We start from the raw sequence: 26,649 nt of genomic DNA on the forward strand, positions 1-26,649 counted from the left end.
GTAAACATGAGTGAAGTGATAAATAAAGAAGTGATACAAGAAGAAGTGGTTATACCAAAGTTAACTATTTTGTATCAAGATGAATATTTTGTAGCAATAGATAAACCTGCGGGTTTATTAGTTCACCGATCTTTTTTAGATAAACATGAAACACAATTTGCTATGCAAATGTTACGCGATCAAATTGGGCAACATGTATATCCTGTTCATAGATTAGACCGTCCCACTTCAGGTGTACTTTTATTTGCCTTAAGTTCTGAGTCAGCACGTAAGATGAATGAAATTTTTATCGCGCATCAAGTACAAAAGCGCTATTTAGCATTAGTCAGAGGTTTTGCGCCTGAACATAGACTCTTAGATAAGCCATTAAAAGAGCAACTAGATAAAATAGCAGATAAACATGCAAACCAAGATAAACCAGCACAAAGCGCCATTACTGATTTTAAATGCTTAAAACAAGCGAGTTTAGATATTCCTTTTGGCAAATACCCAAGTATTCGTTATTCACTGGTTGAATGTTACCCTAAAACAGGGCGTAAACATCAGATCAGAAGGCATTTAAACCACTTAACGCATCCTATAATCGGGGATGTAAATCATGGCGATAATCGTCATAACCACTTTTTTAGAGAGCACTTTGAACTAAGACGTTTAATGTTATTTTCTAAAAATTTAAGTTTTAAACATCCCTATACAGATGTTCAGATAAATATTGAAGCTAGCTTAGGGGAAGAGGTATTATCAATTTTCAAACAATTAAATTGGTCTGACTCAGAGCTCGATTATCGCCAAAAGTAAAAAAAGGATAATGATATGTCACAAATTAGTATTTTTGTTGGTTCAGTTTATGGCGGTGCGCAAGAGCTCGCTTTCACTTTAGCTGATTCATTAAAGTCTACAAAGCATCACGCTGAGGTATTTTTACCTGGCACAATAAATGATATGAAAAATGCTTCCCATATACTGTTTGTGACTTCAACTACAGGTGCGGGAGATATCCCTGCGGAATTAGAAGTTTTATATTTAGAATTAAAGAATCAATTCCCGTTATTAACAGATATCCCTTATGGCATTATTACATTAGGCGATAGTAGTTATGGCGATACTTTTTGTGGCGCAGGAAAAAAAATAGATATCTTGTTGCAAGAGTTGCAAGCTAAAGCATGTATTGAAAACTTAGAAATAGATGCGTGTGAAGATTTTGAGCCAGAAAAACCAGCTCTAGTGTGGTTTGATTCATTTATAAAAGCACTTTAAGCAATTGTTAAAGGGATTTTTATAAAGCTAAGCTTATTATTTTCATCCACAGGTAATATGCCTGCATTAACATTGATTTGAATGGCGCTGAGTAATAATATGGGGGCGCTTAGGGTATTATCTCTTTGCTCTCTTAATGATACATAGTCGTGCTGGCTAGTATTATGTTTTAAATGTACGTTATATTTTTTTTGCTCTGAGACTGTGGTTTTATATACAAGTTCACGGCCATGAGGCTGGTAGTCGTGGCACATCCACAACTGTAAATCGTCGCCAAGTTCAAATATTCTTTGTATAGAGTGATAAAGCTGACTCGCATTGCCATCAGGGGAGTCACACCTTGCAGTACCGCCATCTGGCATAAATAAAGTATCGCCAACAAACACATTGCCATCAACTAATATACAAATGCTATCGGGAGTATGTCCTGGTGTTGCTAAAATACGAACCGGTATATCACCTAGTTTATTTTTAAAAAACTGCGAAAATGTTACATGATCTGCATGTGTATGAGTCTCTATTACCCAGTCTATATTAAGATGATGGGAATCAATATAATCAAGCATCAGGTTGGCTGTGATATAACTCAAACTACCTGAATAAATATCAAAATCAAGCACAAGATCAATGATCATGCCTTTTAGTGATCTTGTATCAAATACCACATAAGAAAGGGCTGCAGTATCTTGATGAAAAAAGCTTCTATATTTATACTCATAATTTTCTACTTTATAGTGAGCCGTAACTCGGTTTAAATGTTAACTTGGTTGGTATCCTAAATCGACTAATAATGTTTTGCTATTAGCTGCATCTCTTGCTAAATCATCACAACGCTCATTTTGTTCATGGCCAGTATGACCTTTAACCCAATGCCATGACACATCGTGCTGGCTATTAACTTGATCTAATCTCTGCCATAAATCAATGTTTTTTACCGGCGTTTTATTTGAAGTTTGCCAATTACGTTTCTTCCAACCTTGCATCCAAGACTCTATACCTTGTTTTACATACTGACTATCTGTGGTTAATGATACAACACAAGGTTTAGTCAGAGCTTCAAGTCCGACAATCGCGGCTAATAGCTCCATTCTATTATTGGTAGTTAAGGTATATCCTTGGCTTAATTCTTTAATATGGCCTTTATAAATCAGGATGGCACCATAACCGCCTGCCCCAGGATTGCCTAAGCAAGAGCCATCGGTATAAATTTCTACATTTTTTTGCACACAATACCTATTATTTTTGTTTGATTATATTTAAGTTTAACCATACTGAAATTCGCATATTAAGCGTGTTTGGGTATAGAATACTTATAAGTTGTAAAATAACATAAATGAAGTAATAGGCGATATGGACCACAGACAAATAGTTCTTGATACAGAAACCACAGGAATAGATCCAAAACAAGGTCATAGGATCATTGAAATTGGTTGTGTAGAGCTTATCAATCGACGTATGACGGGGAATAACTTTCACGTTTATATTAATCCTGATCGCCCAATTGAAGATGAAGCTATAGATGTACATGGTATTACTAATGAATTTTTGCGTGATAAACCACGCTATCACCAAGTCGCCCAGGAGTTTTTTGATTATATAAAAGGTTCGGAGTTAGTGATCCATAATGCAGCGTTCGATATCGGATTTATGGAACATGAATTTGCTATGCTCAATACCCGTTACCCCAAAACGGCAGAGTATTGCAAAATAATTGATACCCTGAAAATGGCACGTGATTTACATCCAGGGCAAAAGAATAACTTGGATGCCTTATGTCGTCGTTACGATATCAATAATTCAAAACGTACCATGCATGGGGCTTTACTGGATTCTGAAATTCTAACCGATGTATATTTAGCCATGACAGGTGGTCAGGTAAATATTAACTATGGTATGGATGGCGCTAAAAAAGGCAAAGAGGGTGAAATCATTCGTTTATCTGCTGATAGAGCACCATTAAATATAATAAGAGCTTCAGCAGAAGAATTAATTGAGCATGAGTCAAGATTAGATGTAGTAGGTGATGCCTGTCTTTGGCGTCAATAAAACTTAGAAAACCGTGTAATAAATTATTAAAGATTTGGCGTCATAAAGGTATGAGTATTAAAAATATCATATAGCATTAAAAAACAAATAGTTGTTATGGCGCCTATAAGGAAATGTATATGAAAGCGATAATGAGTTTATTAATATGTTTAATTAGCCCATTTGTATTTGCTGTTGAGCCCGAAGAGGCTTTAGAAGTAATTCAAAGAGATGCCGGTGAAAATGAGGTTAAACTCTTTAATAACCGCTTTAGAATAGATCATAAAGTTGATGAGATTACTTTGCTCTTTTTTAGAAAACGCGGCTCTTCACCCGTTATTTTAATTCGCCCTGACGGCAGTAAAATGTATGCGACTCAAGGCGTGACAGGTGAAATTGAATGGTATGATGATTTAACCTACGACATTATTAAAATAGAAAAACCTATGCCAGGGCCATGGCAAGCTGTTGGTGATATCCTTCCCGAAAGTAAAATTTTTGTATTAAGTGAAATAGAACTTCATGTTGATCCCCTCCCCGAGCTGATGTTTAAAGGCGAGACGATAAAACTAACAGGCAAACTAACAAATGGCGGTGCGCCTATCACCTCAGGGCATTTTAGAGACGTTGTTACCCTTGATGTTGATTTTGTCAGTACTAATAATAGTGAGTATAAAAACTTTGGTGCTAAAACCGTTAGGGTTGCGGAATTTAAAGATGATGGTAAAGGCTTTGATGAGTACCCAGGAGATGCGGTATTTACTGGGGAGTTCAAACTAAACTTTGCAAGTGGCCAATGGCGCCCTGAATTTTATTTAATTACACCTTTAGTCGAAAGACGCTTAGTGCATGAGTCAGTCATGGTTGAGGAAGCACCGTTTACCTATGAACTTGAGCTCGCAAAAGAACAAAAATCAGAACATGTACTAAAAATAAAGATCGATAATACTCAGGTTGATCCAAAGACTGTCTTATTCCAAGGGAAAATCTTTTACCCTAATAATGAAGAGCAGGCTTTTTCAATTGATGCAAATGATTCCGCTAACAGAGAAATTAGATTAATTAATTATGATTGGGGGGATTACTCGGTAGAGCTGTCGGCTTTTGGTACAAATATAAATGGTCGAGAGTTTATGACAACACTAGAAAACTATACTTTTAGCATTGAGCGACCAATTGAAGAAGAAGAACAAAAAGCTGAAATAATCCCTCCAATCCAAAGTGATTTGAAACTTGATGAAATAAATAGTGAATTAATTGAGCAGCAACAAGCGTCAGAAATAGAAACCAGTAAGTTAATTTCAATAATCATAATAGGAAATGTGGTTATTTTAATACTTGGTGGGGTATTTTTTAGATTAGTGGTACAAAAGAAGCCATTATTTAAATTTAACTTCAAATTTAAAAGTAAAAAAAGCACAGCAGAGGAAGAGTTTAGTTTTGATGATTCAAATGAAAAATCAAAAAATGGTCGTAAATCAAACGATAGCGATGAAATTTTAAACCTTTCTATCTCAGATGACTAAAAAATGCAGAAAATTGAAAATAAGTGTTGACTCTAAAGGGCCTCATTCGTATTATTCACGCCGCCGGCAAGGGATACCAAGTCGGAAAGCAAATATAGCGGAGTGGTAGTTCAGTTGGTTAGAATACCGGCCTGTCACGCCGGGGGTCGCGGGTTCGAGTCCCGTCCACTCCGCCAACATTTGCACTGTAACAAATTAAGAATAAGCTGGAGTGGTAGTTCAGTTGGTTAGAATACCGGCCTGTCACGCCGGGGGTCGCGGGTTCGAGTCCCGTCCACTCCGCCAACACTTATTGTTACAACGCCGAAAGGCATTTATTTTATTCCTTTGAGGAGTGGTAGTTCAGTTGGTTAGAATACCGGCCTGTCACGCCGGGGGTCGCGGGTTCGAGTCCCGTCCACTCCGCCAATAGGATAGAATAATAAAATGACATCGTAAGATTTTGCGGAGTGGTAGTTCAGTTGGTTAGAATACCGGCCTGTCACGCCGGGGGTCGCGGGTTCGAGTCCCGTCCACTCCGCCATTATCTACAATGTTAAGTTTTACTCTACAGCGTGATAATTACTTAGTTAATTGGTAGAGTGATAAACTTCGGTTTATCAAATGTTAAAAGACATTAAATTTGTTTATATCTCAGCGGAGTGGTAGTTCAGTTGGTTAGAATACCGGCCTGTCACGCCGGGGGTCGCGGGTTCGAGTCCCGTCCACTCCGCCATTTGATATAACTAAATTTAAAAGTAAAGTAAGATTTTGCGGAGTGGTAGTTCAGTTGGTTAGAATACCGGCCTGTCACGCCGGGGGTCGCGGGTTCGAGTCCCGTCCACTCCGCCATTTACTTACATTACTAGAATATGATACCACTGCGGAGTGGTAGTTCAGTTGGTTAGAATACCGGCCTGTCACGCCGGGGGTCGCGGGTTCGAGTCCCGTCCACTCCGCCATTTATTTTAAGTTAAAGTAAAATTCCTCGTTTAAATCTAAAACTAATTTTATCAATACCTTGAAAAACCTATTTATATCTTCTTAATCAAAAAATTTAACTATATTAAGCTAAATTCTTCCTTTTATATTATTTCTATCAATTTTAAATGATTAAAATTTTTATTCTAATCCTAATCAATATGTAAATGGTCAAAATATTTGATATTTATTAGCTCTAGGAATATATTTCCATGTAAAGTAAAATTAACATCAAATTAGGTACATTTAACATTTGATAGGTAATGTAATAAATCTTATGAATAGCAGTTTTCAAGAGAAAAACTTATAGTTAGAGCTAACTGCAACTGTGCTCATTTTTTCTTATTACTTGGAACAACTTCTCGGTTTTACGCGTTTTCAGCTAGCAGATAGTACAGTGATCATTAGTTTATTATTTAAAGTGGTTATGTTCTCAGTAATATTTATGTCGGTTTCTTTTGCGATACTGACAATTATCAACTACAAAGATGCAAAAAAACCGCTTGATGAACGAGAAGCCTTAATAGAGTTAAAAAGCAGTTATTATAGCAATTGGATTTTAAAGGTTGGCGTTGTAATAGCCGTTGCGCAGTATGCTTTAGAGTCAAATGCATGGGCAATAGGTTTGCATCAAATATACCTTTTTTGCCACTTCATCTTTTAGTTTTAGCGTTTTTATTACCAGAATTTATAAGCTGTTTTATACAAGTTAGGCTATTTCGTAAAGGAGTTTAATGATGACAAAGTTATGTATTAGAAATAATATACGCCAACTTAGGTTTCATCATAATGAAATGACACAGCAGGCATTAGCTGATGTCATAGGTGTCAGCCGTCAAACTGTAATAGCAATTGAATCTGCTAAGTATTCTCCATCTTTAGAAGTCGCCTTTAAAATATCAGCTGTATTTAAAGTGTCTTTAGAAGATATGTTTATTTATGAACCTTGAAACAGAGCAATATGCATTAGACTAAAATTAAAGCTGATATAAAAGGAATTAGTACGATGTTAGATATCAAAAACCTTAATCACTCAGTGAATGACGGTACCAATGAAAGAGAAATATTGTCTGATATTAATCTAAAGTTAGCGCAAGGGCAGTCTCTTGCATTAATGGGTGACAGCGGTAGTGGTAAAACGAGCCTTTTAAATTTAATTTGTGCTTTAGAACCAATTCAGCAGGGCGATATTTATTTATCTAATACTAATATTAAAAACCTTTCAGATAAAAAGTTAAGTTTGATCCGTAAAAATGAATTAGGCATTATTTTTCAGCAATTTAATTTACTAACAGGCTTAAATGTAAAAGATAATATTGCTTTTAGTGCCAAGTTAGCTAATAAATTTGATCAACAACATATTACAAAATTAACTGAGTCTTTATCTATAGATCACTTACTAGAAAAATACCCTGCAACTTTATCTGGTGGCGAAATCCAAAGAGTGGCAATCGCCCGTGCATTGGCTGCGAAACCAAAACTGTTATTAGCGGACGAACCAACAGGCAATCTCGATATTAAAAATAGTAACATTGTGGTGGATTTATTAGTTAATTTGGCAAAAACCTATAATACTGCGCTATTAGTCGTAACGCATAGCCAACAAGTCGCACAAAAAATGGATGTTATGTACTGCTTGGTCAGTGGTAAACTATCACAGGTACATGCCTTAGAAGCAAAGAAGGCTTAATTTTATGAAGCAACTGGCGCTCATATTTCAGGTTCAATTTGCGGAATATAAGCAAAATGCACTACTCAATATTGGCTTTATTTTTAGCCTAGCAATAGCCACAAGTACTCTGTTAAGTATTTTAATTTTAAATCACGCAAGTAAACAGCAATACCAACAAGCAAATAGCCAACTTGAAAGCCCAGTCGCGCAGTATATTGTGCCAAAGCGTGGTAATACAGTGTCGGCGAAGGACTTTGCGAAGTTAAGACAGCAAGGATTTAATGAACTGCAAGGTGTATTGTCATTTCGAAAAAAGTTGATAAATAATCAAACAGTATATTTTAAGGCAATAGATTTATTACCTTTGAGCATCACACAACCTGATATTTATGATCCTACTTCAATATTATTATCCCAAGAATATGTAAATAAACTTAACTTAGATCATTCATCGCAATTACAATTAATAGAGCAACCTAAATTAACCGTAAAAATAATTGATTCTAAGTTATGGTATAATGTCGCGTTATTAGATATTGCCTATGCTTGGCAGTTATTCCCGGAATATACTGGGTTTAGTTATTTAATCGTGAGTGAAATGACATCTAATAGAGTAAAAAGTTTAAGCAATTCCCTACCAGAACACCTCATTTTACAACAATCTTTTAATATTAAAGAGCGTTCGGGCTTTGCCGATGCGTTGCATTTAAACTTAACCGCTTTAGCATTACTTGGTTTTATAGTGAGTAGCTTTATTGCTTTTCAAGGGGCAAATCAAGCTTGGCATAAGCGATGTGAAATCATGTCACAATTAAGACTATTAGGTATTTCTCGATTTGAAATTAAACTTGCTCTAATATTTGAGGCTGCATTTTTAATAATAATCTCAAGTATTGTAGGTGTGATGCTTGCTTTTATAATGGTAAGTTTTTTACTTCCCATATTAGGTTTTACTTTATCTCAATTATATCAATTGCAATCAAGTGGTCATTTTACATGGGATTGGTTGTATTTACTTTGGTCTGTGATGATATCGACACTGGCAGTTTTTTTAGCTTTAATTAAGCAATTTAAGTCAATCAACAGCAAAAAAATCTCGCTCTTTTCTAAACAAAGTAAGGTTAATTCAACTGACAATAAATTCTTTAAAAAACTATTATTTTTCATCATATTGGCTAGTATTGTGTTTTTTATGATCCCAGAAGTCAGTTGGCATTCTATTATGCTTAAATACGGGGTTTTATTAATCATTACAACAGCAATATTACCCTTATTTTTATACTTTATTTTTTTATTTTTAAATAAGTTGATAACAGGTTACAAAACAAACTATCTATTACAAGATTTAAAAAATCAGATCTCAATTCGGTTTTTGCCTTTAGCTGCATTTTATATTGCCTTAACAACAAGCATTGCTGCAGCATTAATGGTTGCGAGCTTTGAGTCCGCGTTTACTAAGTATTTAGACCAACATTTAGATGAAGATTTATATATAAGGTTTAAAGTGGGAGAAAAACACACAATACAGCAGTGGTTAAATCAAAATACCAATGTAGATGAATTTATTTTATATATAGATGCTAAAGCACTTGTTGGCAAAGATACTGTTGCAGTGAATACGGTTAATTCAAAACGGCAATTCAGCTCAATTGTATTTAAATCTCAGATCACCCAACCACCAGATAAAGTTCTAGAAAATGGCTGTTTCATAAATGAACAACTTGCACTAAAACGCAATATTTTATTGTCAGATAAAATTAAAATTTCGCAAAATACTTCAAAGCGAAGCCCATTTATATGTACGGTAACGGGTATTTATTATGATTATGGTAATCCTAGCTTTGAAATAACTTTAGGCAAAGAACTTGCAAAAATACATCTAAATGGGCTTAAAGAAATAGGTTTTGGTGTCTATTTTAAATCATTTGATGACACTATTATTGCTGATTTAGTTGAACAATTAAATATAGATGACAGCCAACTATATCAGCCATCACAAATTAAAAAAATGGCATTAAAAGTGTTTAAACAAACTTTTATTTTAACCCAAGCCATTGCTGTAATTTTATTATCTATCGCCTGTTTTGGCTTGTTTTTGTCTGCAAATAACCTTGAACTGGCAAGAAAGTCGCAACTGTATATTTTAATTAGCCTTGGGTTTAGTAAATCAGCTTTATTTGTTCATATGTTAGTGCAATGGTTATTACTTGCTTGCGGCTGTATTTTATTGAGTTGGCCTATAGCGAGCATATTAGCTAACGTCTTAGTCTCAAAGGTTTTACCTAGCTCTTTTGGTTGGTCAATGCCTTTGTTATTGGAAATATCATCATTTATAAATAGCAGCATTATAGGGTTAGTGTGTTTAGTGCCAGCTTTATGCTTAGTGCTTAGAAAAGTAAACTTTAAAGGCCGACTATGAGATTGATAGTGTTAATAGCAGCTTTGTTGATTCTTGCGTGTGGGGAGGATATCTCAGACAAAAATTTAGAGAAAAACACAGAGCAAAAAAAGTATGTTAGTCCATTACATCGCCTAGCAGACAGCACTCAAACTTATCAAATACCATCAATTGATAATAAAATTAATTTTCCAGAAGCGCATTCACCTAAAAAGAATTATCGACATGAATGGTGGTACATTACAGCGAATTTAGTCACTGATGATGGGGATGACATTGCTATGCAATGGACTTTGTTTCGCACTGCAATCAAGGGCAAACATTGGTACTTTGCTCACGCAGCACTTGGCAGTGACAAACAACATTTATCTGCATTTAGGAATGCCCGTGAGGAACTAGGCAATCTTACTATCACTAATAACCCCTTTAGTGCTTCTATTGATGATTGGTCATGGCAATCATCAGCTGAGTTATTGCCTGCAAAACTACACTTTGCTGACTTTAAAGATGATAATCAGTGGCAAGTGAAACTGGATTTACAAGGTGCTAACCAATTCTATTTACAGGGTGCTCAAGGTTATAATAGAAAACATGCACAGCTGCTAATCGCAAGTCATTATTACTCTCAGCCATTTATCAAAGCATCAGGGCGGATATTTCTTGATGGTGAATGGCACAATGTAACAGGAAATGCATGGTTTGATAGAGAGTGGGGCTCTCAAATGTTAGCACCAGAACAACAAGGTTGGGATTGGTTTTCGCTGAGATTAAAACCTGAGTTAGCATTAATGGTTTATCGCATTCGTTCTAATAATAAAGATTTTATTTATGCCAGCTTAATGCATGATAATGGTGATATTGAAACACTCACTCCAGATGAAGTTAAGCTGATTTCAATAATAAGTACAGTTCAGAGTACTTATCCAAATCACTTTAAAATTATAATAAAAAAGCATGAAATTGATATAGATGTGAAAACAATTAACAAAGATCAAATCATGCGGTTTGGCATTGAGTATTTTGAAGGCATGGTAAATTTTACAGGTAGCCACACAGGCATAGGTTTTTTAGAAATGACAGGATATTAGGTTTAAAATGAAAAAGTTACATAAATATTTAGGTTTTATTATGGTCTTGCCCTTTATTGCTTGGGCAGTTACTGGCGTGTATTTTTTTATTAAACCTGGATATAAAAGTGCCTATGAAAGCCTACCAATTCAAACCTACGCAATTACTGACACTATTGAACTAAAAGGAAATGAAGCTTGGCTTGAAACCAGAGTTATAAAGTCGATTTTAGGCACTCATTTACTGGTGAAAACTGATGATGGTTGGCAACACAGAGATTTAAATACGTTAAATATCATAGAAACTCCCACAAAAAAACAAATCGAAATTTTGCTTAATGATGCAATTAAACATAACCCACTCAGATATGGCAATATAGCAAGTATAGAGGGATTGAAAGTGATCACAGATACAGATGTAAGGATCAGTTTAAACTGGAATAATATGAGCTTATATCAACAAGGAAAAGATACAGATTTTATAAATCAAATGTATAAAATTCATTATTTACAATGGACTGGTATCAAATCAATTGACAAAGTTTTAGGTATTATTGGCCTTGTATTAGTATTGTTATTGGCTTTTTTAGGACTAAGAATGTCAATAGCTTATAAAAAAGACACTATTTAATTAATCGGTACAATCTGATATTGTACCTGAGCTTTTATTCAAAATACTATCAGGGAAGAATATGAAATTTAAAAAACTAAGTTTAGCGTTTGCTTTTACTTTGCCGCTATTAGTAAATGCCAATGATTTAAAGGAAGTGAATACACAATTTAAAGATGCTTATCATCAATATCAAGCAGCGATTAAAACAACAGATAAAAAAAAGCAGCTTGAGTATGCAAAGTTATCTTATGATCTTGGCAAACAAGTGTATGGTGAGCAAGATATTAATACAGCGCGCCTAGGCTTTAACTTAGCGTCAATTTATAATAATACTCACAAACCGGAGCAAGCAAGAAAAGTACTAGCGCCTTTAATTGAGATATATAAAACACAGTTAGGCAAATATCATATTGAACTTGTTGATTTATATTTTGCTTATGCTAAGTCTCTGCCTTATAAAAAGAATGATATGGCAGAACGCTATTATAAAAAAGCACTGACAGTAATTGATGAGCAATCAGAAAAAGATCCTTTATTAAAAGCATTGATCACTTTAGATGCGGGTATTGAATTATTAGCCATAGGCTCTAGAAAAAGTAAAATGATTTTAGATGCACAAGAATATTTAATTGAGCAGTTTCCTGCAAACGATAAACGTGTTGTAAAAGCAAATTTTTATGCGGGTAAATATTATTTAGCACGTAAGAGTTATGGTAAGTCAGTAGAAAATTTTGAATCAAATTTAGCTATATTTGAAGCCTTAAAAGGCCCAACACATCCACTTGAGCTCAATACCCATGCCTTTTTAATTAATGCATTGGAAAAGTCAGGTAAAAGTGATGAAGCAACTAAGCATTGTATTGCGATTGGTAAAATGAGACCTTGGGATGACGATCAAGAACAAAGACCTTTGTATCGTGCAAATCCAGAATATCCAAATAGCATGGCAAGAGCTAGGCAAAATGGCTCAGTAAAAATTGAATTTACAATTTCTGATTTTGGATTTGTGACTGATGCAAAAATAATTAACCCTGAAGAATCAAAAGGATTTCATAAAGTAGCGTTAGCAGCTTTAGATAAGTGGCGTTACGCGCCTAAATTTGAAAATGGTGTTGCAGTAGAGGCTAAATCAACTGTTCAACTAGACTTTAAGATTGCTCGTTAATTCATAAATGATATCTGGAAATGCCCTAACAAATTTTGCTAGGGCTTTTTTGAACAATTATTTTTAGTTTTTAGTTTTTAGTTTCTGAAATTGAAAAGCAGAACCTAATAAAATACAGCCTATAAACATAAATGCGATTACTTTTTGCAGTACAGTAAAGCCACTAATATCCCACAATAAAACTTTTGATGTTGCGATAACAAAATAGCCAATACAAATAGGCATCAACCATAAATATTGTGTTTTTAAAGTATGGAACAATAAATTTGTACCATGTATCACCAGTAAAATTGAAATTAATGGGCTTGTGAGCTTAGCCTCATAAAGATAAATAATGCTCAAATAAATAGAAGTTAAACATAAGTGAGACATTAATAGGCTGATTTTTTGGTTTACACCTAATCTGCGGGTCAATACAAAGCGCGGTTTATGGGTATAAGAGATAAAAAATAGACTACACATTAATGGTATATATATAACAGCAATAGAAGAAGCATTATTAAGCTGAGTTATATCGTTATATAGCCATAACCCAAAGGCTAAACATAAGCTTGCAAGCCAAATATACTTATGGGTAGTGCCATAATAAGGCTTCATTCGGATATTAAAATAAGGTAATAAGATCAGAGCATAGCAATAAATAATGGTACTGAATAAGCCATAATAAGCACTATTTGTTATGCCAAATATAAAAATGAAAAGACTTATGCCCCAAAAAATACAAATTGGTGCAACTAAAGACGTCACCTTGTTTTTAAATACATCTAAAGATGACGTTATTTGATGCGTAAAAGACTTTGATATCAATAACAGCGTTAGCAGTAATGCGCAACCAAGCAGTAACGCGCTTAACCCATAGCCTTGCCAATTGTCAAAACGAATTAAATAACAGGCAAATATACTGGTTGATGTAGCTATTAATAATACTAATTTTGCCATCAGCCACAATATTGGGCGTTGCAATTTACAATAAATAAAAATGGATAATAACGCTGAACCCCATAAAACTACCGGCATCAATTCAGGTGACTGTCTATAAACCGAAGGTAAAAAGCATACAGGTAGAATAATAAAAAATGTCGTATCTAGATGTTGTGCTATTTTAAACAATGCACTTTTTGTAAATAGTTTTCGGTAGAAATAAGCTATTAGCCAAAAGGCGATGAATGCTTCTACTCGGGCAATTTGTCCTATTAATGTTTGAGTTTTAAAATGAAAATCACCTATATGCAAACCACTTGTAATCACAGGTATCAATAATAATAACCAATGTAGAAAAGCGATCTTTTCTAATTTAGGCCAATTAAACTTATGGCTGATAACAATCAGGCTAAATAAAGGTATCAAGGAAAATAGCCAAAAACCTTTATCATAAAAGCAAGCAATGCTTGTCATAAACAATAAAGACAGCATGCAAATGCTTAATTGATTTAAATAATTTTTTAATATTTTTTCTTTGTAAGTAATCATTCTGATATTTATATTTAATAAAATAGGCATCACAAAACTTAAAGCAACAATACTAACTAAATTTAAATACCCCATATTAAATTCAAACGACACCAATATTGGCAAGGGGGCTATAGCATCAACAAACCAGATACATATATTAAAAATAGCGCTCAGGGATGAAACTAACAGTAATAAATAAGCCTCTATTCGTACGTTATAAAAATTGAAGCGTAAGCCTAGATATAACAATATTAGGCCTTCAATCCCCCACACTAAACTAAGCAGGTCAGTAGAGATTAGTATTAATAAAGCAGTCCCTGTAAAAAATCCTGATACCAGTAGCGCAATGATTTTAAAATCTTTGTTTATAAGTGACTTTAAACGTGTGATTTGACAAAACAAAAATACAGCCGCGGCTAAAAAAGCATTAAATAAAAGTAAAAAGCCATATTGCTGTGACGATGAAGATACTTGCTCAAGTGTTACTAACATAAAGGCTAAAGATACACATAATTGAATTAAACAATTTTGCCGATTCGATTTAAATGTAAACCACTGGAAATAAAGATTTACGCACATTTTATAGAAAAACAAATGTACTAAGATAACCGCCGTAATTGCTTGGCTAGTGTGTGCTTGTAATAATACAAATTCTACTAAGCCGATGCTTAAAATAAAGCTGATTTGAGCTAATAATTGCCAACGTATGGAAAAAGCGATTACCGCAGCGCCTATGCAAATAAGCAGTAAAAAACTCAGATATAAAAAAGGGGCATTATTGATGATAGATATGAGGAAAATAGGCGCTAATGTCCCCCCAATTAAGCTAATAAAAGCGACGATACGTGTTTCATAAACCTTAGATAAAACATAACCGAAAGCACAAATGATAATTAATAAAACAAAGGTATTTAAGTCTGATATAAGTTGATAATAAGGGCCTAAAAAATAACTACATAAATACAATAAAATCACACTTAAGCCAATTAGGCTTGCACAATATTCAGACATATCATTGCGAGATTTATTAAGTTTTATGGCAAAGATTAAAATTGCTAAAGCACTTAAATATCCCATACTCACTTTACCTAAAGGAGGCAGATATTCATTAAATGAATATTGTAGTAAATAACCAAATCCCATTACTAATGTGACGATACCAGCAAGCGTTAAAAAGAAAACGGGTGCTTTTCCTTGTTTTTTATAGTGGGCATATATTTTTGTAAATGAGCTCAGTAAGCTAGTAAAGGGGCCTAAAACTGAAGAGATAAGCGGTTCTAATATTTTATTAATAATACTCTGAGTAAATGTATTTTTATGTACAACAACCGTTTTTAAGCTTGCTGACTTTTCATCATTTATGCTTTTTAAATTATGATTTTTATTTATTATTTTTGCTTGAGGAAGCGTACTTTCAAATTTAATTTGTTGTTCTGGGTTTAAATTTTCTTTTGGATTAGCTGAATGGGTCTCTACATGAGCATTTTTGTGTGTATTAACTGCAGAAGTCTCATTTGAACTTTTCTGAGTAATGGTTTGAGGCTTTAAATTATCCCTTTCTAATAACTTGACTCTAGTTTGTAGTTTTCTATTACTATCAAGTAGATAAATAAGGGTCGCGAATATAATTCCATATATATATTCTTCAGTAGCAATACCTATAAGAAAAATGAGCAATCCAACTATCATCATAATTTAAAATCCTTTTCTTTTTGTTATAGATTATGGAATTTGTTGTGAATTTACAATTTTGTTTTAAATAATCTTCCAATTATACTGCTATGATTAATTATCAGACCAGAGATTTAACAATAATAAACCTATGAAGAAAATACTGTTATTAGCTTTAATTGGATATGCCTTCCTATTGAAACCCGTTGGGGCTACACAAAAAAATACGGTTGATACTGTACAAAACAAAGTTGATATTATGATGCAAGATACGGCTTCATGGCTCGATAGTTTTGCCAGTAATAAAAGAGTAAATGATAAAGCATCGGCTAATGGATATTTACAACTTGGTTGGTTACCCAGAACCGCTGATTTAGCTGATATCGAGGCTAAATTTAAAGTGCGTTTAAAGCTGCCTAATTTGAATGATAAAATAGCACTAGTGATAGATAATGATGATGAGGATGATCTAAAGCTAGATTATGAAGCTGATGCCATTGAAAAAGATAAAGAAGATATTAATTTAGCTGTGCAATACATCAAAGATCTCAATGAGAATTTAAAAATCAAAAATAGAATTGGCATATCTCGTTCACAAATATACGCACGCAGTGAATTAAAACGAAAATGGCAATTTGATCGTTACCAAATACAATTAACACCCAGACTTGACTATTTTAGCAGTGATGGTTGGGCACCTTCAGTTAAAGGCGCAATTGCTTATCCGCTTGAAAATAGCGGATTATCATTATCGGCAAGTTGGCAAAAGGTACAATCAGAGCAGTATGCGCGCAAAAAAGTTGGCCTTTATCATATAAAAAGCCTTACAGATGATCAGTTACTTGTGACAGGGTTACAATACAATAAAAATAGACATTCACAGGAAAGTTACTTAGCCTCGATTCGATTTAGAGATCTTTTTTACAAAAACTGGCTGTACTTTGAATTAGAGCCGTTTTTGGAATTTAACCAAGTAAATGATTATAAAACTGAAGTTGGCATCGCATTACGTTTTATCGGTTATTACGGGAAATAGCACTTTTCATCTGTGTCTAATTAACCGCATTTAGCGTAGACACTATTGTGTTTTGTAGTGGCATAGTTAAATTGACCTCTAAGAAGCCCATCAACAAATTTTAAATGTTTCAAGTTTAAGCTTGGCATGGATGTTTGTATTTCTATGATATTGCTTTGCTTTGCTTTGGAGCATGATGAGATAAAATTGAAAATAAAATTAAACAGCATAATAAAGCAAATGATATTGCCAATCACTTAGCGCATTTTTTCTGAAGTACCTATTATCATGCTTACTGCAAAAGTAAATGAAGCTGATCGACTTATAGGTCTAGGAGCTGGGGCTGATGATTATGTATGTAAGTCATTTAGTGCGCCAGAATTGGTGATGTGCGTTAAAGCGATTCTAAAAAGCACCAAAGGCCAAGTGAGTTCTCAGATCTTATCTGTTGCTCAAGAGAAACAACTTGTTTTGTATAAAAATGTAAAAGTAAACCTAACTGCATTAGAGTACGGGTTATTTTTATTGTTATATAACTCCCCAGAACGCATATACTCCCGTGAACAAATAATCGATTTAGCTTAGCCAGATTTAAGAGGTATTACAGATCGTGCCATTGATAGCTATGTTAAAAATATTCGAAAACGTTTCAAGCAATCTGGTGCCGAAGAAAGGGTAATAGAATCTGTATATGGTGCTGGATATAAACTGGTATTACCTTAGTGCGACTCTATTTTATAATTTTATTATTATTTTCTTTTTTTGTTTTAGCTCAAAATGATCTATCTCAGAAAATAGAACGTGCTTTTAAACATCACGACATTAAAATTAAAGTCTCGCATTAGCTTATGCAAAAAATAAACAATTCAAATTGGCTGAAAAGTATTTTGAGCAATCACATCAGGTATATTGCAACACTCACTTGATACAGTTCATAAAGACTTAGCTATTAAATAGTTAGAGCTAGATAAAAATCATAAGCAAATTTTATTAGACCAAAAAAAACTACAAAATAAGGTCACTATTTTAATTTATTCAATCATAGTAATACTGTTATTAGGTTTAATATTAAAGCTATGGAGTAAACGTAAAATAATTAAATTAGAAAAGCGATTACTAGCCGAGTTAATGGAACGAAAAAAAACATTATTTTCAGATTTATCTCATGAGTTACGAACCCCTTTAATAGTATTAAAGTTACAGCTAGAATCTTTAGAGTTTGATTTAGTAAATGATAAAGAAGCTGAATTTAAAAGTATGCATGTTAAAATTGATGATTTAAATCAACTGGTAAGTGATATAAATGAACTTTCACTTATGAATGATGATTCAATAAATATAATAAAAGAGCCATTTAAATGTAAGTTATTTATTTCTGGTTTTTCAAATGAATTTAAAGCATTCGCGAGTGATTTTGACTATACCGAAAAGATAATACTTAATGATAATGTGATGTTGTTTGCTTGTAGGCAGAAAATCCAACAGGTGTTAGTCAATTTAGCTGCAAACTCGATAAAATTTACTGATGCCCCAGGAAGAATCATTTTTCATGTAAGCAAAAGCATAATAAATTAGTGTTAAGTGTTTCAGATACCTCACCTGGTGTGCAAAATAAGTCTCAGAAGAAACTTTTTGAGCGTCTACATACAGAAAAAACGTCCCGAAATAAAGATTTAGGTGGCAGTGGTTTAGGCTTAGTTATCTCTAAAAGTATTATCGATATGCATTATGGTTCTATTAAAGCTAAAAATAGCCGTTTGTGCGGCCTTAAAGTGATAATTTCTTTACCTTTATATAAAAATGAAACTTAAGATTAAAACAAATCTCATGTTAAAAGTATTAATCAGTTAAAAAATTACTTATGATCATTTTTTTATATTAATGAAATGAATGAAGTGACAGAACAAAAAATATTTATTATTGGTTTGCCTCGTACAGCAACTACAAGTGTGTGTGCGGCAATGCTAGAGTTAGGTTTTAAAACAGCCCATACGGCATATACAAATCAGTCGATGAATGATGCTCAAGTGATAGCGGATACGCCAGTATTTTGTGACTACCAGCTTTTAGATAAAACATACCCAAACGCCAAGTTTATTTATTTACAACGAGATTCTACTGTTTGGTTACCCTCAATTAGACAGTTATTAATACGTATGTATAAAAATTTGCAACGTACAGATGGTGGTTTTAATCCAACACTAAAACGTTGCTATAACGATATATTTTCTCCTCTTACACTTGAAAATATTGAAAATGATGATTTTTTACAGTCATGTTACGATCGCCATCAACAGGGTATAAATGAATACTTTAAAGGTCGAGAGCAAGATTTACTTCAAATAGATGTCAGTGATAAAAATAGTTTTGACTCTTTATTAGCTTTCTTAGAAATTGATACGATACAAACGCAATTAACAGGCTTTGAACGAATTAATATTGGTGGCAAAGTGACAGCTTGGAAACAAATAAAAAACCCATTAAAAATTGAAGCCACTCAAAAAGGAAAAGTGGATAGGGTTAGGCCTTAATACCAATATTTATATTAGCTTACTAATTTAATAGAATTGGTAAAACTTAAAATTCCTTGATATAAGTTAATAATAAACACTATAACTTAATTAAATTTAAACAAACTCTTTTTTAGCATAAAAAACACAGGTAAAATTACGTTTTTATATTAGTAATTTTTCTGTGGCTTTAACATGTTTGAATTAAAATACGATACTCCTTTTGAATGGACCGAAGCGGTTCTTGCTGATTTTGACAGCTTTTTACAAGATCATGCATCAGCAGAGAAAAAAGCCTCGGGTATGGCAACATCTATGCTGTCTCATTACCCTGATAGAGAAACTCTAGTAAGAACAATGACAGATCTTGCAATTGAGGAGCTTTTTCATTTTAAAGAAGTGCTTAAATTGTTGACTCATAAAGGTCTTACTTTAGGTAATGATAAAAAAGACACCTATATCAAAGAAATGCGCGGTGTATTTCGTGGAGATCCACTTAAATTCTTTTTAGATAGATTACTTTTAGGTGCTGTAATTGAAGCAAGAGGCTGTGAACGTTTTGCCCTTGTAGGTGAAGCATTACCAGAAGGTAAAGAGAAACAGTTTTATGTTGAAATCGCGGCCTCTGAAGAAAAACATAAAAACTTATTTGTAGAATTAGCTTATGAGTATTTTGATAAAGCTGAAGTAGATGAAAGATTAGAAGAGATTTTAATCTATGAGGCAGAAGTATGTGCAAAATTACCGCATCGCGCTGCTTTACACTAATTTAGATAAGTTTATAAAGGATTTAAATGAATATCGTTGCTGGTTTTACACAAATTAATCAGATTGCCAGTGAGCGATTTAGTGCTGCTTATGATCACTTTGTGAAAATAGAGACAAAAATAAACCAGCAAAATATTGAAATTGTTACCTTAACAATCGATCCTTTATCTACTGACTGGCACAGCCCTGAAAAGGAAAACCACTTTAGAAGTGGCTGTGCACCTATCCTTGCTATTAAGCGTGCCCAAGAATTAATTGGTTCAGGTAGAGATGCTGTGATTATTAGTGGAGAAGAGCCTCTAAAGTCAGGTTATAGCAAAGAACAACGTCATAACTTGATGGCTATTTATAATGATGAAACAAGTATTTCTCAACTTTATAATGATTTAGCCCATAAATTTATTGATCATCATGATAGTAGCAAAGAAGATTTTTTACATTATGCTGATTTATTATTTCAAAATCATAGTAAAAGCCATCAACTGGCTATGTCAGAAGGTCGCGCACACTTTGAACCACCAGAGGCTAAATGGTTTAATCAGGTAACTGATTTATTTAGAGGTGTTGATTGTGCAAATCCTTTAGTGGATTTTTCAGGCAAATTACTCTTATGCAGTGACCGGTTGATTTCAAAGTTAGCGGTTGATAAAAAACATTGCGTGAAAGTAAAAGGTGTTGGTTTAGGATTATTAGATATTGATGAACCAAAAGCTTTATCTCAAATAGTGAAATACGACCATTTAGCATCTGCCTATAAAACAGCTTGTAGCCAAGCTAACTTAGACTTTAATCAGTTAGTTCATGATGAAAAAGCATTAATGAAAGTTTATTCCTGCTATCCCGTTGTACCTATGGCATTTCTACTTAATACTGGATTAGTCGAGTCGATTGAGCAGATCCCCAAATTTTTATCTAAACATTTACTGACACTCAGTGGTGGTATGAACTTAGCAAGAGCACCTTGGAATAATCCCGCATTATTTGGCTTAATCGAAATGTATCAACAATTAAAAAGCACAGATATCAACTATGGCTTGGTACATGGTAATGGCGGTATTGGCTATCGACAAGGCGTAGCAATTTTAGAAACTTAATGAAGCATAAGACATTATGAATCACATGATCATTTTATAACATTTCTACCTAGGCACTTCTTAAACTCATATCTCTCAGTTATTAAAATCTATCACACTCTTTGTTTGATCTGAATCAATAAACATTCATTTGCACCTAACTCACTGTATTTTATGGTAATTTTGCAATCAACAATTACATTTGATAACACTTTTGTGATTGCAAATGATAATAGTTTTCAATATGATTCGCCTGTTGGTTTTTAACTGAACTTTTTCTAGGATTATTATGAAGTATTCAACATTATTTTTAGCGCTTAGCGCTGCCTTATCAGCGCCTTTAGCACAAGCAACCGATAAAAAAATTGAAGTTATTGAAGTTCAAGGCTCTTATTTTAATGATTATAAAATTGATGATGCAAATGGTGCCATGCGCACAAATACTTCATTATTAAATACAGCACAATCAGTGACTGTGATCCCAGATACAATCGTAAATGAACAATTAGCAACTACATTAGGTGAAGTTTTGCTTAATGATGCCAGCTTAACGGCAGGCTCAAAACAAAGAAACCGTGAAGTTTTTAATTTACGTGGTTTTACTTTAAGTTCTTCAAATGGTTATTTAAGAGATGGGCATCAGCATTGGTCGCATTATCAACAACCGATTGAAACGCTTGAAAGTGTAGAGGTCATTAAAGGCCCATCTAGTATTTTATATGGTCAGTCTGCACCAGGCGGTTTAGTTAATATGGTCACTAAAAAGCCAACAACTAAAACCATGTTAAATGTAGGTGCAGATTTTGATGGTGAAGGTTCTACACGTTTTGTTTTAGATGCGGGCGGTGCACTAAATGAAGATGAATCTTTAAGATACCGTGGTGTATTAGTTAAACAAGATGTTGACTACTGGCGTGAATATCAAAATGGTGAGCAAAGAGAGCGTGATCGCTTTTTAGGTGCCGTTGTTGTTGATTACGATTTGTCAGAAAATGCTTTAGTGAGATTTCACTACGACCGTACCGACGATAAAGCCGGACTAGATACAGGTGCTTGGTTAAATAGCGATGGCGATGTAATTGGCGATGATAAAACAATTCGTGATATGTCATGGGCTTTTACTGATATTACAGTTGAAAATATGGGCTTTGATGTTAGCTACTTTTTAAGTGAACAATGGCAAGTAAAATTAGGTTATAACGAACAAAAATTTAGTCGTCAGCGTTTTGAGTCATCACCTAAAAAGCCAAGCGATTTTGTTGAAGGCGATAGCTATACATCAAAACCTTACGATAGATTTGATGACTGGCAATTTAAAACCATGTTTGCTGATTTTGTAGGTGAATTTGAGATAGCAGGTATGGAGCATCAATTATTAATAGGCGCAAACTCACTAGATTATTATTACGGTCAATTAAAAACAAATGGTGACAGCTTTGAATACCAAGCAGGTATGAATGAAGCTTCACGTCCAGATATTACATATAAAACTGATGACTCTTTATATACCAGTGAATATGATTATTACGGTATTTATGTTCAAGATTTAGTGACAGTAAATGAGCAATGGCAAGTATCATTTGGTGGCCGTTATGATAAACAAAATAAAAAGGGAGCGGATAATGAGTCTTTCGTACCTAAGTTAGGCGTGCTTTACCATCCATTTGAAACAGCAACACTCTATGCAAGTTATTCAGAAGGGTTTGAACCTCAAGGTAGCGAAAAATTACATGATGAAGAAGATAAAAATCATGGCATGAAGTTAGATGCAATGACATCTGAGCAGTTAGAGATTGGAGTGAAATGGCAACTGTTTGATGATCGATTAATGCTTACAACAGCGTTATTCGATATTAAAAAAACGGGTATGCTGATCAGAGAAGATTTACCTAATGATCCTGATTTTGAAACGATTACAACTCAAGAAGGAGAAAGGCAGCATAAAGGCTTTGAATTAGCTGCACAGGGAGCTGCAACAGATCGATTATTTGTAATGGCATCCACGGCATATCTTGATGCAAACGGAACAGTAGATGCACCAAACTGGTCTGCATCTTTATGGTCTCGTTATGAATTTAATGATGCATTAGCTGTAAATGCAGGCGTATTTTATGAAGGCGAACGTTTTGCAAATAGTAGTAATACAATCACTAAAGACGGTTATGCCAGAGTTGATATTGGTGCTACTTATAAAATGTCATTAGGCCAAAAAGATATTAACTTTAGATTCAATGTTGAAAACTTATTTGATGCTGAATATTTAGCGGGCGGCAGCGATTCAAATGTCACTATAGGCGAAGGTACAAACTTTCGTTTAGCAGCACAATTTAGTTTATAAATTTACAAAATAGATAAACAACCAATTTTAAAAGCACTTTACATTTGTAAGGTGCTTTTTTTTTGCATTTAGCGACTAAACTATGAATAAAATAGAGGGGATATCTTTGGCGAATCTGTCAATATTGCAGCTAGAATCGAAGAGATCACTGAGGCAGATGAAATATACTTTACAGAGTCTGTGTATCTCGCAATGAATTAAGCAGAGGTGCTCTTGTGAAGTGGGCAAAAGACGCTTAAAAGGTGTACCAGAAGCGATTAAAGTATAACGTATGATACAAGGTCCAAATTCATATGATTATCAAATTTTATTGCATAGCAATAAACCCGTGAATGAAAAGAACAAAATCGGTATTTTTATATGGAGCACTTTCATTGCAGTCGATGCCTTAAATACTGTACTTTTATACTAGCAGAAACTCGGTATCTAACTAGAATTAAAGATAAACAAAGCAATTGGGGGTTGAGGGATGTTTGTTAATGAAAAAGATAATTTTACTGTCTTTAATATGCCTAATTTTGGCTTGTTCGGTTAAAGATAATATTAAACAAGCACATAATATTTTAGTTATTATGGCGCATCCTGATGATGAGACTTGGCTTTCAGGTACTTTGGCTAAATTAGTCGATTTGGGACAAGTGATCGTGCCTGTATATCTTACTTCTGGGGATAAAGGCACGGATCGTTCAGGTCAAGGCTTAAAGGGCGGGGGATTAGCTAAAGTGCGTGAATTAGAAGCAATTAATGCAGCTAAAGTACTTGGCCTATCTTCTCCTCTTTTTTTACGTTTTCCTGATGGCAAATTAAAATCACATACATCAAAGATATCAGAACAACTCGAATTAATAAAAGCTCAGTATGATCCCGTGTTAACTTTTACTTTTGAGCCTTTAGGTATTACAGGAAACAAAGATCATCAAGCAGTTAGTAAAATCACCAGTGATGTTTTTAAGCAAAACGTGATTTACTTTTCGATTTCTAACACACGTGCAACACGGTTTATTGACTTTGCAAGTGCGCATGACTTAGCTTTTGAAATTAAACATCCTATAAATGATGATGGTATTTCACACTTTATTGATGTTACTGATTATTCAGAAAAGAGAGTTAAAGCTATGAGACAACATAAAACACAATTTCCCTCTAAATTAGTTGCCGTTTTTAGCGAGTTCTCGAAGCAGCAATCAATTGAAGAATTCATTATTAAAGATATTAAAACAAAAAAATTATTTGAAAACTATATTACAAATTAACTTTTTAGCCTCTTTGTCGATACAGGTACATGTATAAAGTTCGTAAGTTGTATTATGGATAATACAATCAGAAACTTAGCGAGATTCACTTTACTAACCTCACACCATCCACTTTCAAAAAATCATCTAACGGTTAATTCAGCTAATTCGATTAATTCAAGTAGCCTCAAATCAGATATGGTGAGTTTCTCTGAAGCTGGCAAAGTAGAACTCTCTAAAGAGGTTCAGGATAATATTAATAAAGCCTTGCATAAATTAACGGATAAAGATGTTGACCAAAAATCAGATAAAAACGAAGCTGAAATTCTTGATGAAATGATTACACAACTTCAAGACGAATTAAAAGAATTACAGCAAGAAATGATAAAGCTTAGATTACATGATGATGAAAATTCAAAAGTTAAACTCGAGGTTTTGGAATTAGAATTAGTTAATATTAACGCACAGTTATTAGAGTTAAATAATAGAAAGATAGATATGCTTAAAGGGAATTAATACTCAAGGTATAAGATTCTTTTTTCTCTAAATTTAGATACAATGTGTTTAAGAGCAATTTAGAGAATACGTCATGTCAGCTGATAGATTTGGTGCAAGTGAGCATTATAAACAACAAGAGAAAGGCTATAGGGAGCGCGCGTTAAAGTTATTCCCTTGGATCTGTGGTCGTTGTGCAAGAGAATTTCAATACTCAGGATTGAGTGAGTTAACAGTTCATCATATTGATCATGATCATACCAATAATCCAAATGATGGCACTAATTGGGAACTTTTATGTATATATTGTCATGATAACGAACATGATAAATATACGAAACAAGAAGAATACCCGACAGAAATAAAAGCCGGAGATAATAATCAGGAGATGGCGACTTACAACCCATTTGCAGATTTAAAAGCCATGCTTAAAAGGTAAATTAGTAACAAAAAGGCTTTAACGTGTTTAAAGCCTTTGTACTTAAAAATTATTGACTAAAACCTACCGTATTATCCCCGACACTATAAGATAATGTTTGGCTGATTTCTTGTAGAGACAAGCCACTTTGTTGCTGCATTTCGTTAAAAAACGCTTGTATGGCAGTGAGCGACTTTTTGGTTTGCAGACCGCCATCTATTATTTTATGAGATCTAAAATAAGATTCGGCATCTCGTGATAATACAAATGTATCTTTGCCCATCACCCTAAGACTGTAAGCGCCAGTATTGCCACCTAAGCGAGCGCCATGTTTTTTTAACCACGCCCATAAACCAATAATATCTTCACTTGACCAATCATTAATAAACTGACTAAAACTACCATGTTCTTGAGCTGTTGAATGTATCATCATGGTATTAACTGCAATTGTTTTAACTTTATTAAAGTTACGCACGATACGTTCATCAGAGGCACGTTGCTCATACATTTCTGGAGACATCATAAGTAATTTTGTAATATTAAAGTCCCAAAATACTTCTCTAAATCCAGACCATTTATTATTAATAACAGACCAGTAAAAGCCACTTTGAAATATTTTACGAGTGAACTCTTCCAACCAAATGTCATCAGATAAGGCTATTAAATCTTTAGAAGCTAAAGGCTTTGATAGCAATGAATTTAGCATCTGCTGACTGCCTTTTCTTTGGATCGCACGATCCTGAATATCTATAAACTTTTCCATTATTAACTTTTTTGACTACATAACTTATAAGTAATAATAAAGTGCATCCTAATTCAAATCTATTTTTAATTTTATTTATGTATGTAATTCATTAATGCAGGTTGAAGTTTATTGGCTAAGTCATTGTTTGAAGAGTGGATGAAGCTTGCGACAGCCATGATGTTAGAGCTTAATCGAGAAAAGTGAAAATAAAAGATGGTGTGCATCGGCAATTAGTTTTTAATCTCAGCC

Annotated in this window: 28 protein-coding genes and 7 tRNA genes; 31 read left to right on the forward strand and 4 right to left on the reverse strand. The window is 33.8% G+C overall.

What is annotated here, in order from left to right; translation table 11 throughout:
• Positions 1-6 precede the first annotated feature (6 nt).
• Positions 7-798, forward strand: a complete 792-nt coding sequence (truC, locus tag PSA_RS09435) for a tRNA pseudouridine(65) synthase TruC (protein WP_042144790.1) — start codon at positions 7-9, stop codon at positions 796-798.
• Between the two features lie 15 nt (positions 799-813).
• Positions 814-1,257 (forward strand): flavodoxin domain-containing protein, encoded by a 444-nt coding sequence (locus PSA_RS09440; protein ID WP_042144792.1) that lies wholly within the window; start codon positions 814-816, stop codon positions 1,255-1,257.
• On the opposite strand, the gene PSA_RS09445 is transcribed toward PSA_RS09440, so the two are convergent.
• Both PSA_RS09445 and rnhA read right to left on the reverse strand, forming a co-directional pair.
• A complete protein-coding gene (locus PSA_RS09445) occupies positions 1,254-1,892 on the reverse strand; it encodes an MBL fold metallo-hydrolase (RefSeq protein ID WP_231665240.1) in 639 nt (212 codons plus the stop codon). The genes PSA_RS09440 and PSA_RS09445 overlap by 4 nt on opposite strands.
• A 123-nt stretch (positions 1,893-2,015) precedes the next feature.
• The gene (gene rnhA, locus PSA_RS09450) at positions 2,016-2,483 is read right to left on the reverse strand and encodes a ribonuclease HI (protein ID WP_042144795.1); all 468 of its coding nucleotides are present in this window, start codon (positions 2,481-2,483) and stop codon (positions 2,016-2,018) included.
• A 124-nt stretch (positions 2,484-2,607) separates the two neighbouring features.
• On the opposite strand from rnhA, the gene dnaQ reads away from it, so the two are divergent.
• From dnaQ to PSA_RS09530, 16 genes are all read left to right on the forward strand, one after another.
• Complete coding sequence (dnaQ, locus tag PSA_RS09455) at positions 2,608-3,303, forward strand: DNA polymerase III subunit epsilon (protein ID WP_042144797.1); 696 nt, start codon at positions 2,608-2,610, stop codon at positions 3,301-3,303.
• Between the two features lie 119 nt (positions 3,304-3,422).
• Positions 3,423-4,808: a TIGR03503 family protein gene (locus tag PSA_RS09460; protein WP_082305689.1), complete on the forward strand. Its 1,386-nt coding sequence runs from the start codon at positions 3,423-3,425 to the stop codon at positions 4,806-4,808.
• A gap of 99 nt (positions 4,809-4,907) precedes the next feature.
• Positions 4,908-4,984, forward strand: a tRNA-Asp gene (locus PSA_RS09465).
• Between the two features lie 32 nt (positions 4,985-5,016).
• Positions 5,017-5,093 (forward strand) — tRNA-Asp (locus PSA_RS09470).
• A gap of 46 nt (positions 5,094-5,139) precedes the next feature.
• A tRNA-Asp gene (locus PSA_RS09475) sits at positions 5,140-5,216 on the forward strand.
• Between the two features lie 38 nt (positions 5,217-5,254).
• Positions 5,255-5,331, forward strand: a tRNA-Asp gene (locus tag PSA_RS09480).
• A gap of 115 nt (positions 5,332-5,446) precedes the next feature.
• Positions 5,447-5,523, forward strand: a tRNA-Asp gene (locus PSA_RS09485).
• 39 nt (positions 5,524-5,562) lie between these two features.
• A tRNA-Asp gene (locus PSA_RS09490) sits at positions 5,563-5,639 on the forward strand.
• A 33-nt stretch (positions 5,640-5,672) separates the two neighbouring features.
• Positions 5,673-5,749: transfer RNA gene (locus tag PSA_RS09495), tRNA-Asp, on the forward strand.
• A 347-nt stretch (positions 5,750-6,096) separates the two neighbouring features.
• Positions 6,097-6,432 carry a hypothetical protein gene (locus PSA_RS09500; RefSeq protein WP_042144813.1) on the forward strand — a complete coding sequence of 112 codons (336 nt, stop codon included), beginning with the start codon at positions 6,097-6,099 and terminating at the stop codon, positions 6,430-6,432.
• A 73-nt stretch (positions 6,433-6,505) separates the two neighbouring features.
• Positions 6,506-6,718 (forward strand): helix-turn-helix transcriptional regulator, encoded by a 213-nt coding sequence (locus PSA_RS09505; protein ID WP_042144815.1) that lies wholly within the window; start codon positions 6,506-6,508, stop codon positions 6,716-6,718.
• Positions 6,719-6,774: 56 nt separating this feature from the next.
• Complete coding sequence (locus PSA_RS09510) at positions 6,775-7,458, forward strand: ABC transporter ATP-binding protein (protein ID WP_042144817.1); 684 nt, start codon at positions 6,775-6,777, stop codon at positions 7,456-7,458.
• Positions 7,459-7,462: 4 nt separating this feature from the next.
• On the forward strand, positions 7,463-9,859 hold the full coding sequence (locus PSA_RS09515; protein ID WP_042144819.1) for an FtsX-like permease family protein: 2,397 nt from the start codon (positions 7,463-7,465) through the stop codon (positions 9,857-9,859).
• Positions 9,856-10,926: a lipocalin-like domain-containing protein gene (locus tag PSA_RS09520; protein ID WP_042144821.1), complete on the forward strand. Its 1,071-nt coding sequence runs from the start codon at positions 9,856-9,858 to the stop codon at positions 10,924-10,926. The genes PSA_RS09515 and PSA_RS09520 overlap by 4 nt, the downstream gene beginning before the upstream one ends.
• A 7-nt stretch (positions 10,927-10,933) precedes the next feature.
• A complete protein-coding gene (locus PSA_RS09525) occupies positions 10,934-11,536 on the forward strand; it encodes a hypothetical protein (protein WP_042144824.1) in 603 nt (200 codons plus the stop codon).
• 61 nt (positions 11,537-11,597) lie between these two features.
• A complete protein-coding gene (locus PSA_RS09530) occupies positions 11,598-12,683 on the forward strand; it encodes a TonB family protein (RefSeq protein ID WP_052379947.1) in 1,086 nt (361 codons plus the stop codon).
• 63 nt (positions 12,684-12,746) lie between these two features.
• Here PSA_RS09530 and PSA_RS09535 read toward each other — a convergent pair whose 3' ends face one another.
• Complete coding sequence (locus PSA_RS09535) at positions 12,747-15,827, reverse strand: DUF2339 domain-containing protein (RefSeq protein WP_042144826.1); 3,081 nt, start codon at positions 15,825-15,827, stop codon at positions 12,747-12,749.
• Between the two features lie 130 nt (positions 15,828-15,957).
• On the opposite strand from PSA_RS09535, the gene PSA_RS09540 reads away from it, so the two are divergent.
• The 13 genes from PSA_RS09540 to PSA_RS09590 all read left to right on the forward strand — a co-directional run bounded on the left by PSA_RS09540 (position 15,958) and on the right by PSA_RS09590 (position 25,676).
• Complete coding sequence (locus PSA_RS09540) at positions 15,958-16,842, forward strand: hypothetical protein (RefSeq protein WP_042144829.1); 885 nt, start codon at positions 15,958-15,960, stop codon at positions 16,840-16,842.
• Positions 16,843-17,109: 267 nt separating this feature from the next.
• Entirely contained in the window at positions 17,110-17,406 is a 297-nt protein-coding gene (locus PSA_RS09545; RefSeq protein WP_052379948.1) for a DNA-binding response regulator, read from the forward strand.
• A gap of 15 nt (positions 17,407-17,421) precedes the next feature.
• Positions 17,422-17,544, forward strand: a complete 123-nt coding sequence (locus PSA_RS27145; protein ID WP_082305804.1) for a winged helix-turn-helix domain-containing protein — start codon at positions 17,422-17,424, stop codon at positions 17,542-17,544.
• 405 nt (positions 17,545-17,949) lie between these two features.
• On the forward strand, positions 17,950-18,396 hold the full coding sequence (locus tag PSA_RS09550; RefSeq protein WP_042144831.1) for a HAMP domain-containing sensor histidine kinase: 447 nt from the start codon (positions 17,950-17,952) through the stop codon (positions 18,394-18,396).
• Positions 18,396-18,632 (forward strand): ATP-binding protein, encoded by a 237-nt coding sequence (locus PSA_RS09555; RefSeq protein WP_042144833.1) that lies wholly within the window; start codon positions 18,396-18,398, stop codon positions 18,630-18,632. Before PSA_RS09550 ends, PSA_RS09555 begins: the two co-directional genes overlap by 1 nt.
• Positions 18,633-18,716: 84 nt before the next feature.
• A complete protein-coding gene (locus PSA_RS09560; protein ID WP_371257794.1) occupies positions 18,717-19,352 on the forward strand; it encodes a sulfotransferase in 636 nt (211 codons plus the stop codon).
• A 174-nt stretch (positions 19,353-19,526) separates the two neighbouring features.
• A complete protein-coding gene (locus tag PSA_RS09565; RefSeq protein WP_042144837.1) occupies positions 19,527-20,099 on the forward strand; it encodes a tRNA-(ms[2]io[6]A)-hydroxylase in 573 nt (190 codons plus the stop codon).
• 26 nt (positions 20,100-20,125) lie between these two features.
• Positions 20,126-21,193 carry a hypothetical protein gene (locus PSA_RS09570; RefSeq protein WP_042144840.1) on the forward strand — a complete coding sequence of 356 codons (1,068 nt, stop codon included), beginning with the start codon at positions 20,126-20,128 and terminating at the stop codon, positions 21,191-21,193.
• A gap of 268 nt (positions 21,194-21,461) precedes the next feature.
• A complete protein-coding gene (locus PSA_RS09575; RefSeq protein WP_042144843.1) occupies positions 21,462-23,510 on the forward strand; it encodes a TonB-dependent siderophore receptor in 2,049 nt (682 codons plus the stop codon).
• Positions 23,511-23,612: 102 nt separating this feature from the next.
• Positions 23,613-23,711, forward strand: coding sequence for a hypothetical protein (locus tag PSA_RS27150; RefSeq protein ID WP_197276845.1), 99 nt, complete (start codon positions 23,613-23,615; stop codon positions 23,709-23,711).
• Positions 23,712-23,989: 278 nt separating this feature from the next.
• A complete protein-coding gene (locus tag PSA_RS09580; RefSeq protein WP_042144845.1) occupies positions 23,990-24,763 on the forward strand; it encodes a PIG-L deacetylase family protein in 774 nt (257 codons plus the stop codon).
• Between the two features lie 54 nt (positions 24,764-24,817).
• Entirely contained in the window at positions 24,818-25,258 is a 441-nt protein-coding gene (locus PSA_RS09585) for a hypothetical protein (protein WP_042144847.1), read from the forward strand.
• A 73-nt stretch (positions 25,259-25,331) separates the two neighbouring features.
• Complete coding sequence (locus PSA_RS09590) at positions 25,332-25,676, forward strand: YajD family HNH nuclease (RefSeq protein ID WP_042144849.1); 345 nt, start codon at positions 25,332-25,334, stop codon at positions 25,674-25,676.
• Between the two features lie 49 nt (positions 25,677-25,725).
• On the opposite strand, the gene PSA_RS09595 is transcribed toward PSA_RS09590, so the two are convergent.
• Entirely contained in the window at positions 25,726-26,418 is a 693-nt protein-coding gene (locus PSA_RS09595; RefSeq protein WP_042144851.1) for a DNA-3-methyladenine glycosylase I, read from the reverse strand.
• Between the last annotated feature and the right edge of the window lie 231 nt (positions 26,419-26,649).

The sequence above is a fragment of the Pseudoalteromonas sp. '520P1 No. 423' genome (assembly GCF_001269985.1).
In the GTDB taxonomy this organism is placed as follows: Bacteria; Pseudomonadota; Gammaproteobacteria; order Enterobacterales; family Alteromonadaceae; genus Pseudoalteromonas.

What these genes read in the sequence shown, in the direction of transcription:
- PSA_RS09525 (WP_042144824.1), top strand. Translation starts at nt 10,934, where the DNA reads ATGAAAAAGTTACATAAATATTTAGGTTTTATTATGGTCTTGCCCTTT.
- PSA_RS09575 (WP_042144843.1), top strand. Translation starts at nt 21,462, where the DNA reads ATGAAGTATTCAACATTATTTTTAGCGCTTAGCGCTGCCTTATCAGCG.
- PSA_RS09580 (WP_042144845.1), top strand. Translation starts at nt 23,990, where the DNA reads ATGAAAAAGATAATTTTACTGTCTTTAATATGCCTAATTTTGGCTTGT.
- PSA_RS09445 (WP_231665240.1), bottom strand. Translation starts at nt 1,892, where the DNA reads ATGATCATTGATCTTGTGCTTGATTTTGATATTTATTCAGGTAGTTTG.
- PSA_RS09505 (WP_042144815.1), top strand. Translation starts at nt 6,506, where the DNA reads ATGACAAAGTTATGTATTAGAAATAATATACGCCAACTTAGGTTTCAT.
- PSA_RS09590 (WP_042144849.1), top strand. Translation starts at nt 25,332, where the DNA reads ATGTCAGCTGATAGATTTGGTGCAAGTGAGCATTATAAACAACAAGAG.
- PSA_RS09535 (WP_042144826.1), bottom strand. Translation starts at nt 15,827, where the DNA reads ATGATGATAGTTGGATTGCTCATTTTTCTTATAGGTATTGCTACTGAA.
- PSA_RS09565 (WP_042144837.1), top strand. Translation starts at nt 19,527, where the DNA reads ATGTTTGAATTAAAATACGATACTCCTTTTGAATGGACCGAAGCGGTT.
- PSA_RS09585 (WP_042144847.1), top strand. Translation starts at nt 24,818, where the DNA reads ATGGATAATACAATCAGAAACTTAGCGAGATTCACTTTACTAACCTCA.
- PSA_RS09550 (WP_042144831.1), top strand. Translation starts at nt 17,950, where the DNA reads ATGGAACGAAAAAAAACATTATTTTCAGATTTATCTCATGAGTTACGA.
- PSA_RS09530 (WP_052379947.1), top strand. Translation starts at nt 11,598, where the DNA reads ATGAAATTTAAAAAACTAAGTTTAGCGTTTGCTTTTACTTTGCCGCTA.
- truC (WP_042144790.1), top strand. Translation starts at nt 7, where the DNA reads ATGAGTGAAGTGATAAATAAAGAAGTGATACAAGAAGAAGTGGTTATA.
- PSA_RS09510 (WP_042144817.1), top strand. Translation starts at nt 6,775, where the DNA reads ATGTTAGATATCAAAAACCTTAATCACTCAGTGAATGACGGTACCAAT.
- PSA_RS09440 (WP_042144792.1), top strand. Translation starts at nt 814, where the DNA reads ATGTCACAAATTAGTATTTTTGTTGGTTCAGTTTATGGCGGTGCGCAA.
- PSA_RS09515 (WP_042144819.1), top strand. Translation starts at nt 7,463, where the DNA reads ATGAAGCAACTGGCGCTCATATTTCAGGTTCAATTTGCGGAATATAAG.
- PSA_RS09570 (WP_042144840.1), top strand. Translation starts at nt 20,126, where the DNA reads ATGAATATCGTTGCTGGTTTTACACAAATTAATCAGATTGCCAGTGAG.
- PSA_RS09595 (WP_042144851.1), bottom strand. Translation starts at nt 26,418, where the DNA reads ATGGAAAAGTTTATAGATATTCAGGATCGTGCGATCCAAAGAAAAGGC.
- PSA_RS09540 (WP_042144829.1), top strand. Translation starts at nt 15,958, where the DNA reads ATGAAGAAAATACTGTTATTAGCTTTAATTGGATATGCCTTCCTATTG.
- dnaQ (WP_042144797.1), top strand. Translation starts at nt 2,608, where the DNA reads ATGGACCACAGACAAATAGTTCTTGATACAGAAACCACAGGAATAGAT.
- PSA_RS09520 (WP_042144821.1), top strand. Translation starts at nt 9,856, where the DNA reads ATGAGATTGATAGTGTTAATAGCAGCTTTGTTGATTCTTGCGTGTGGG.
- PSA_RS09545 (WP_052379948.1), top strand. Translation starts at nt 17,110, where the DNA reads ATGCTTACTGCAAAAGTAAATGAAGCTGATCGACTTATAGGTCTAGGA.
- PSA_RS09460 (WP_082305689.1), top strand. Translation starts at nt 3,423, where the DNA reads ATGAAAGCGATAATGAGTTTATTAATATGTTTAATTAGCCCATTTGTA.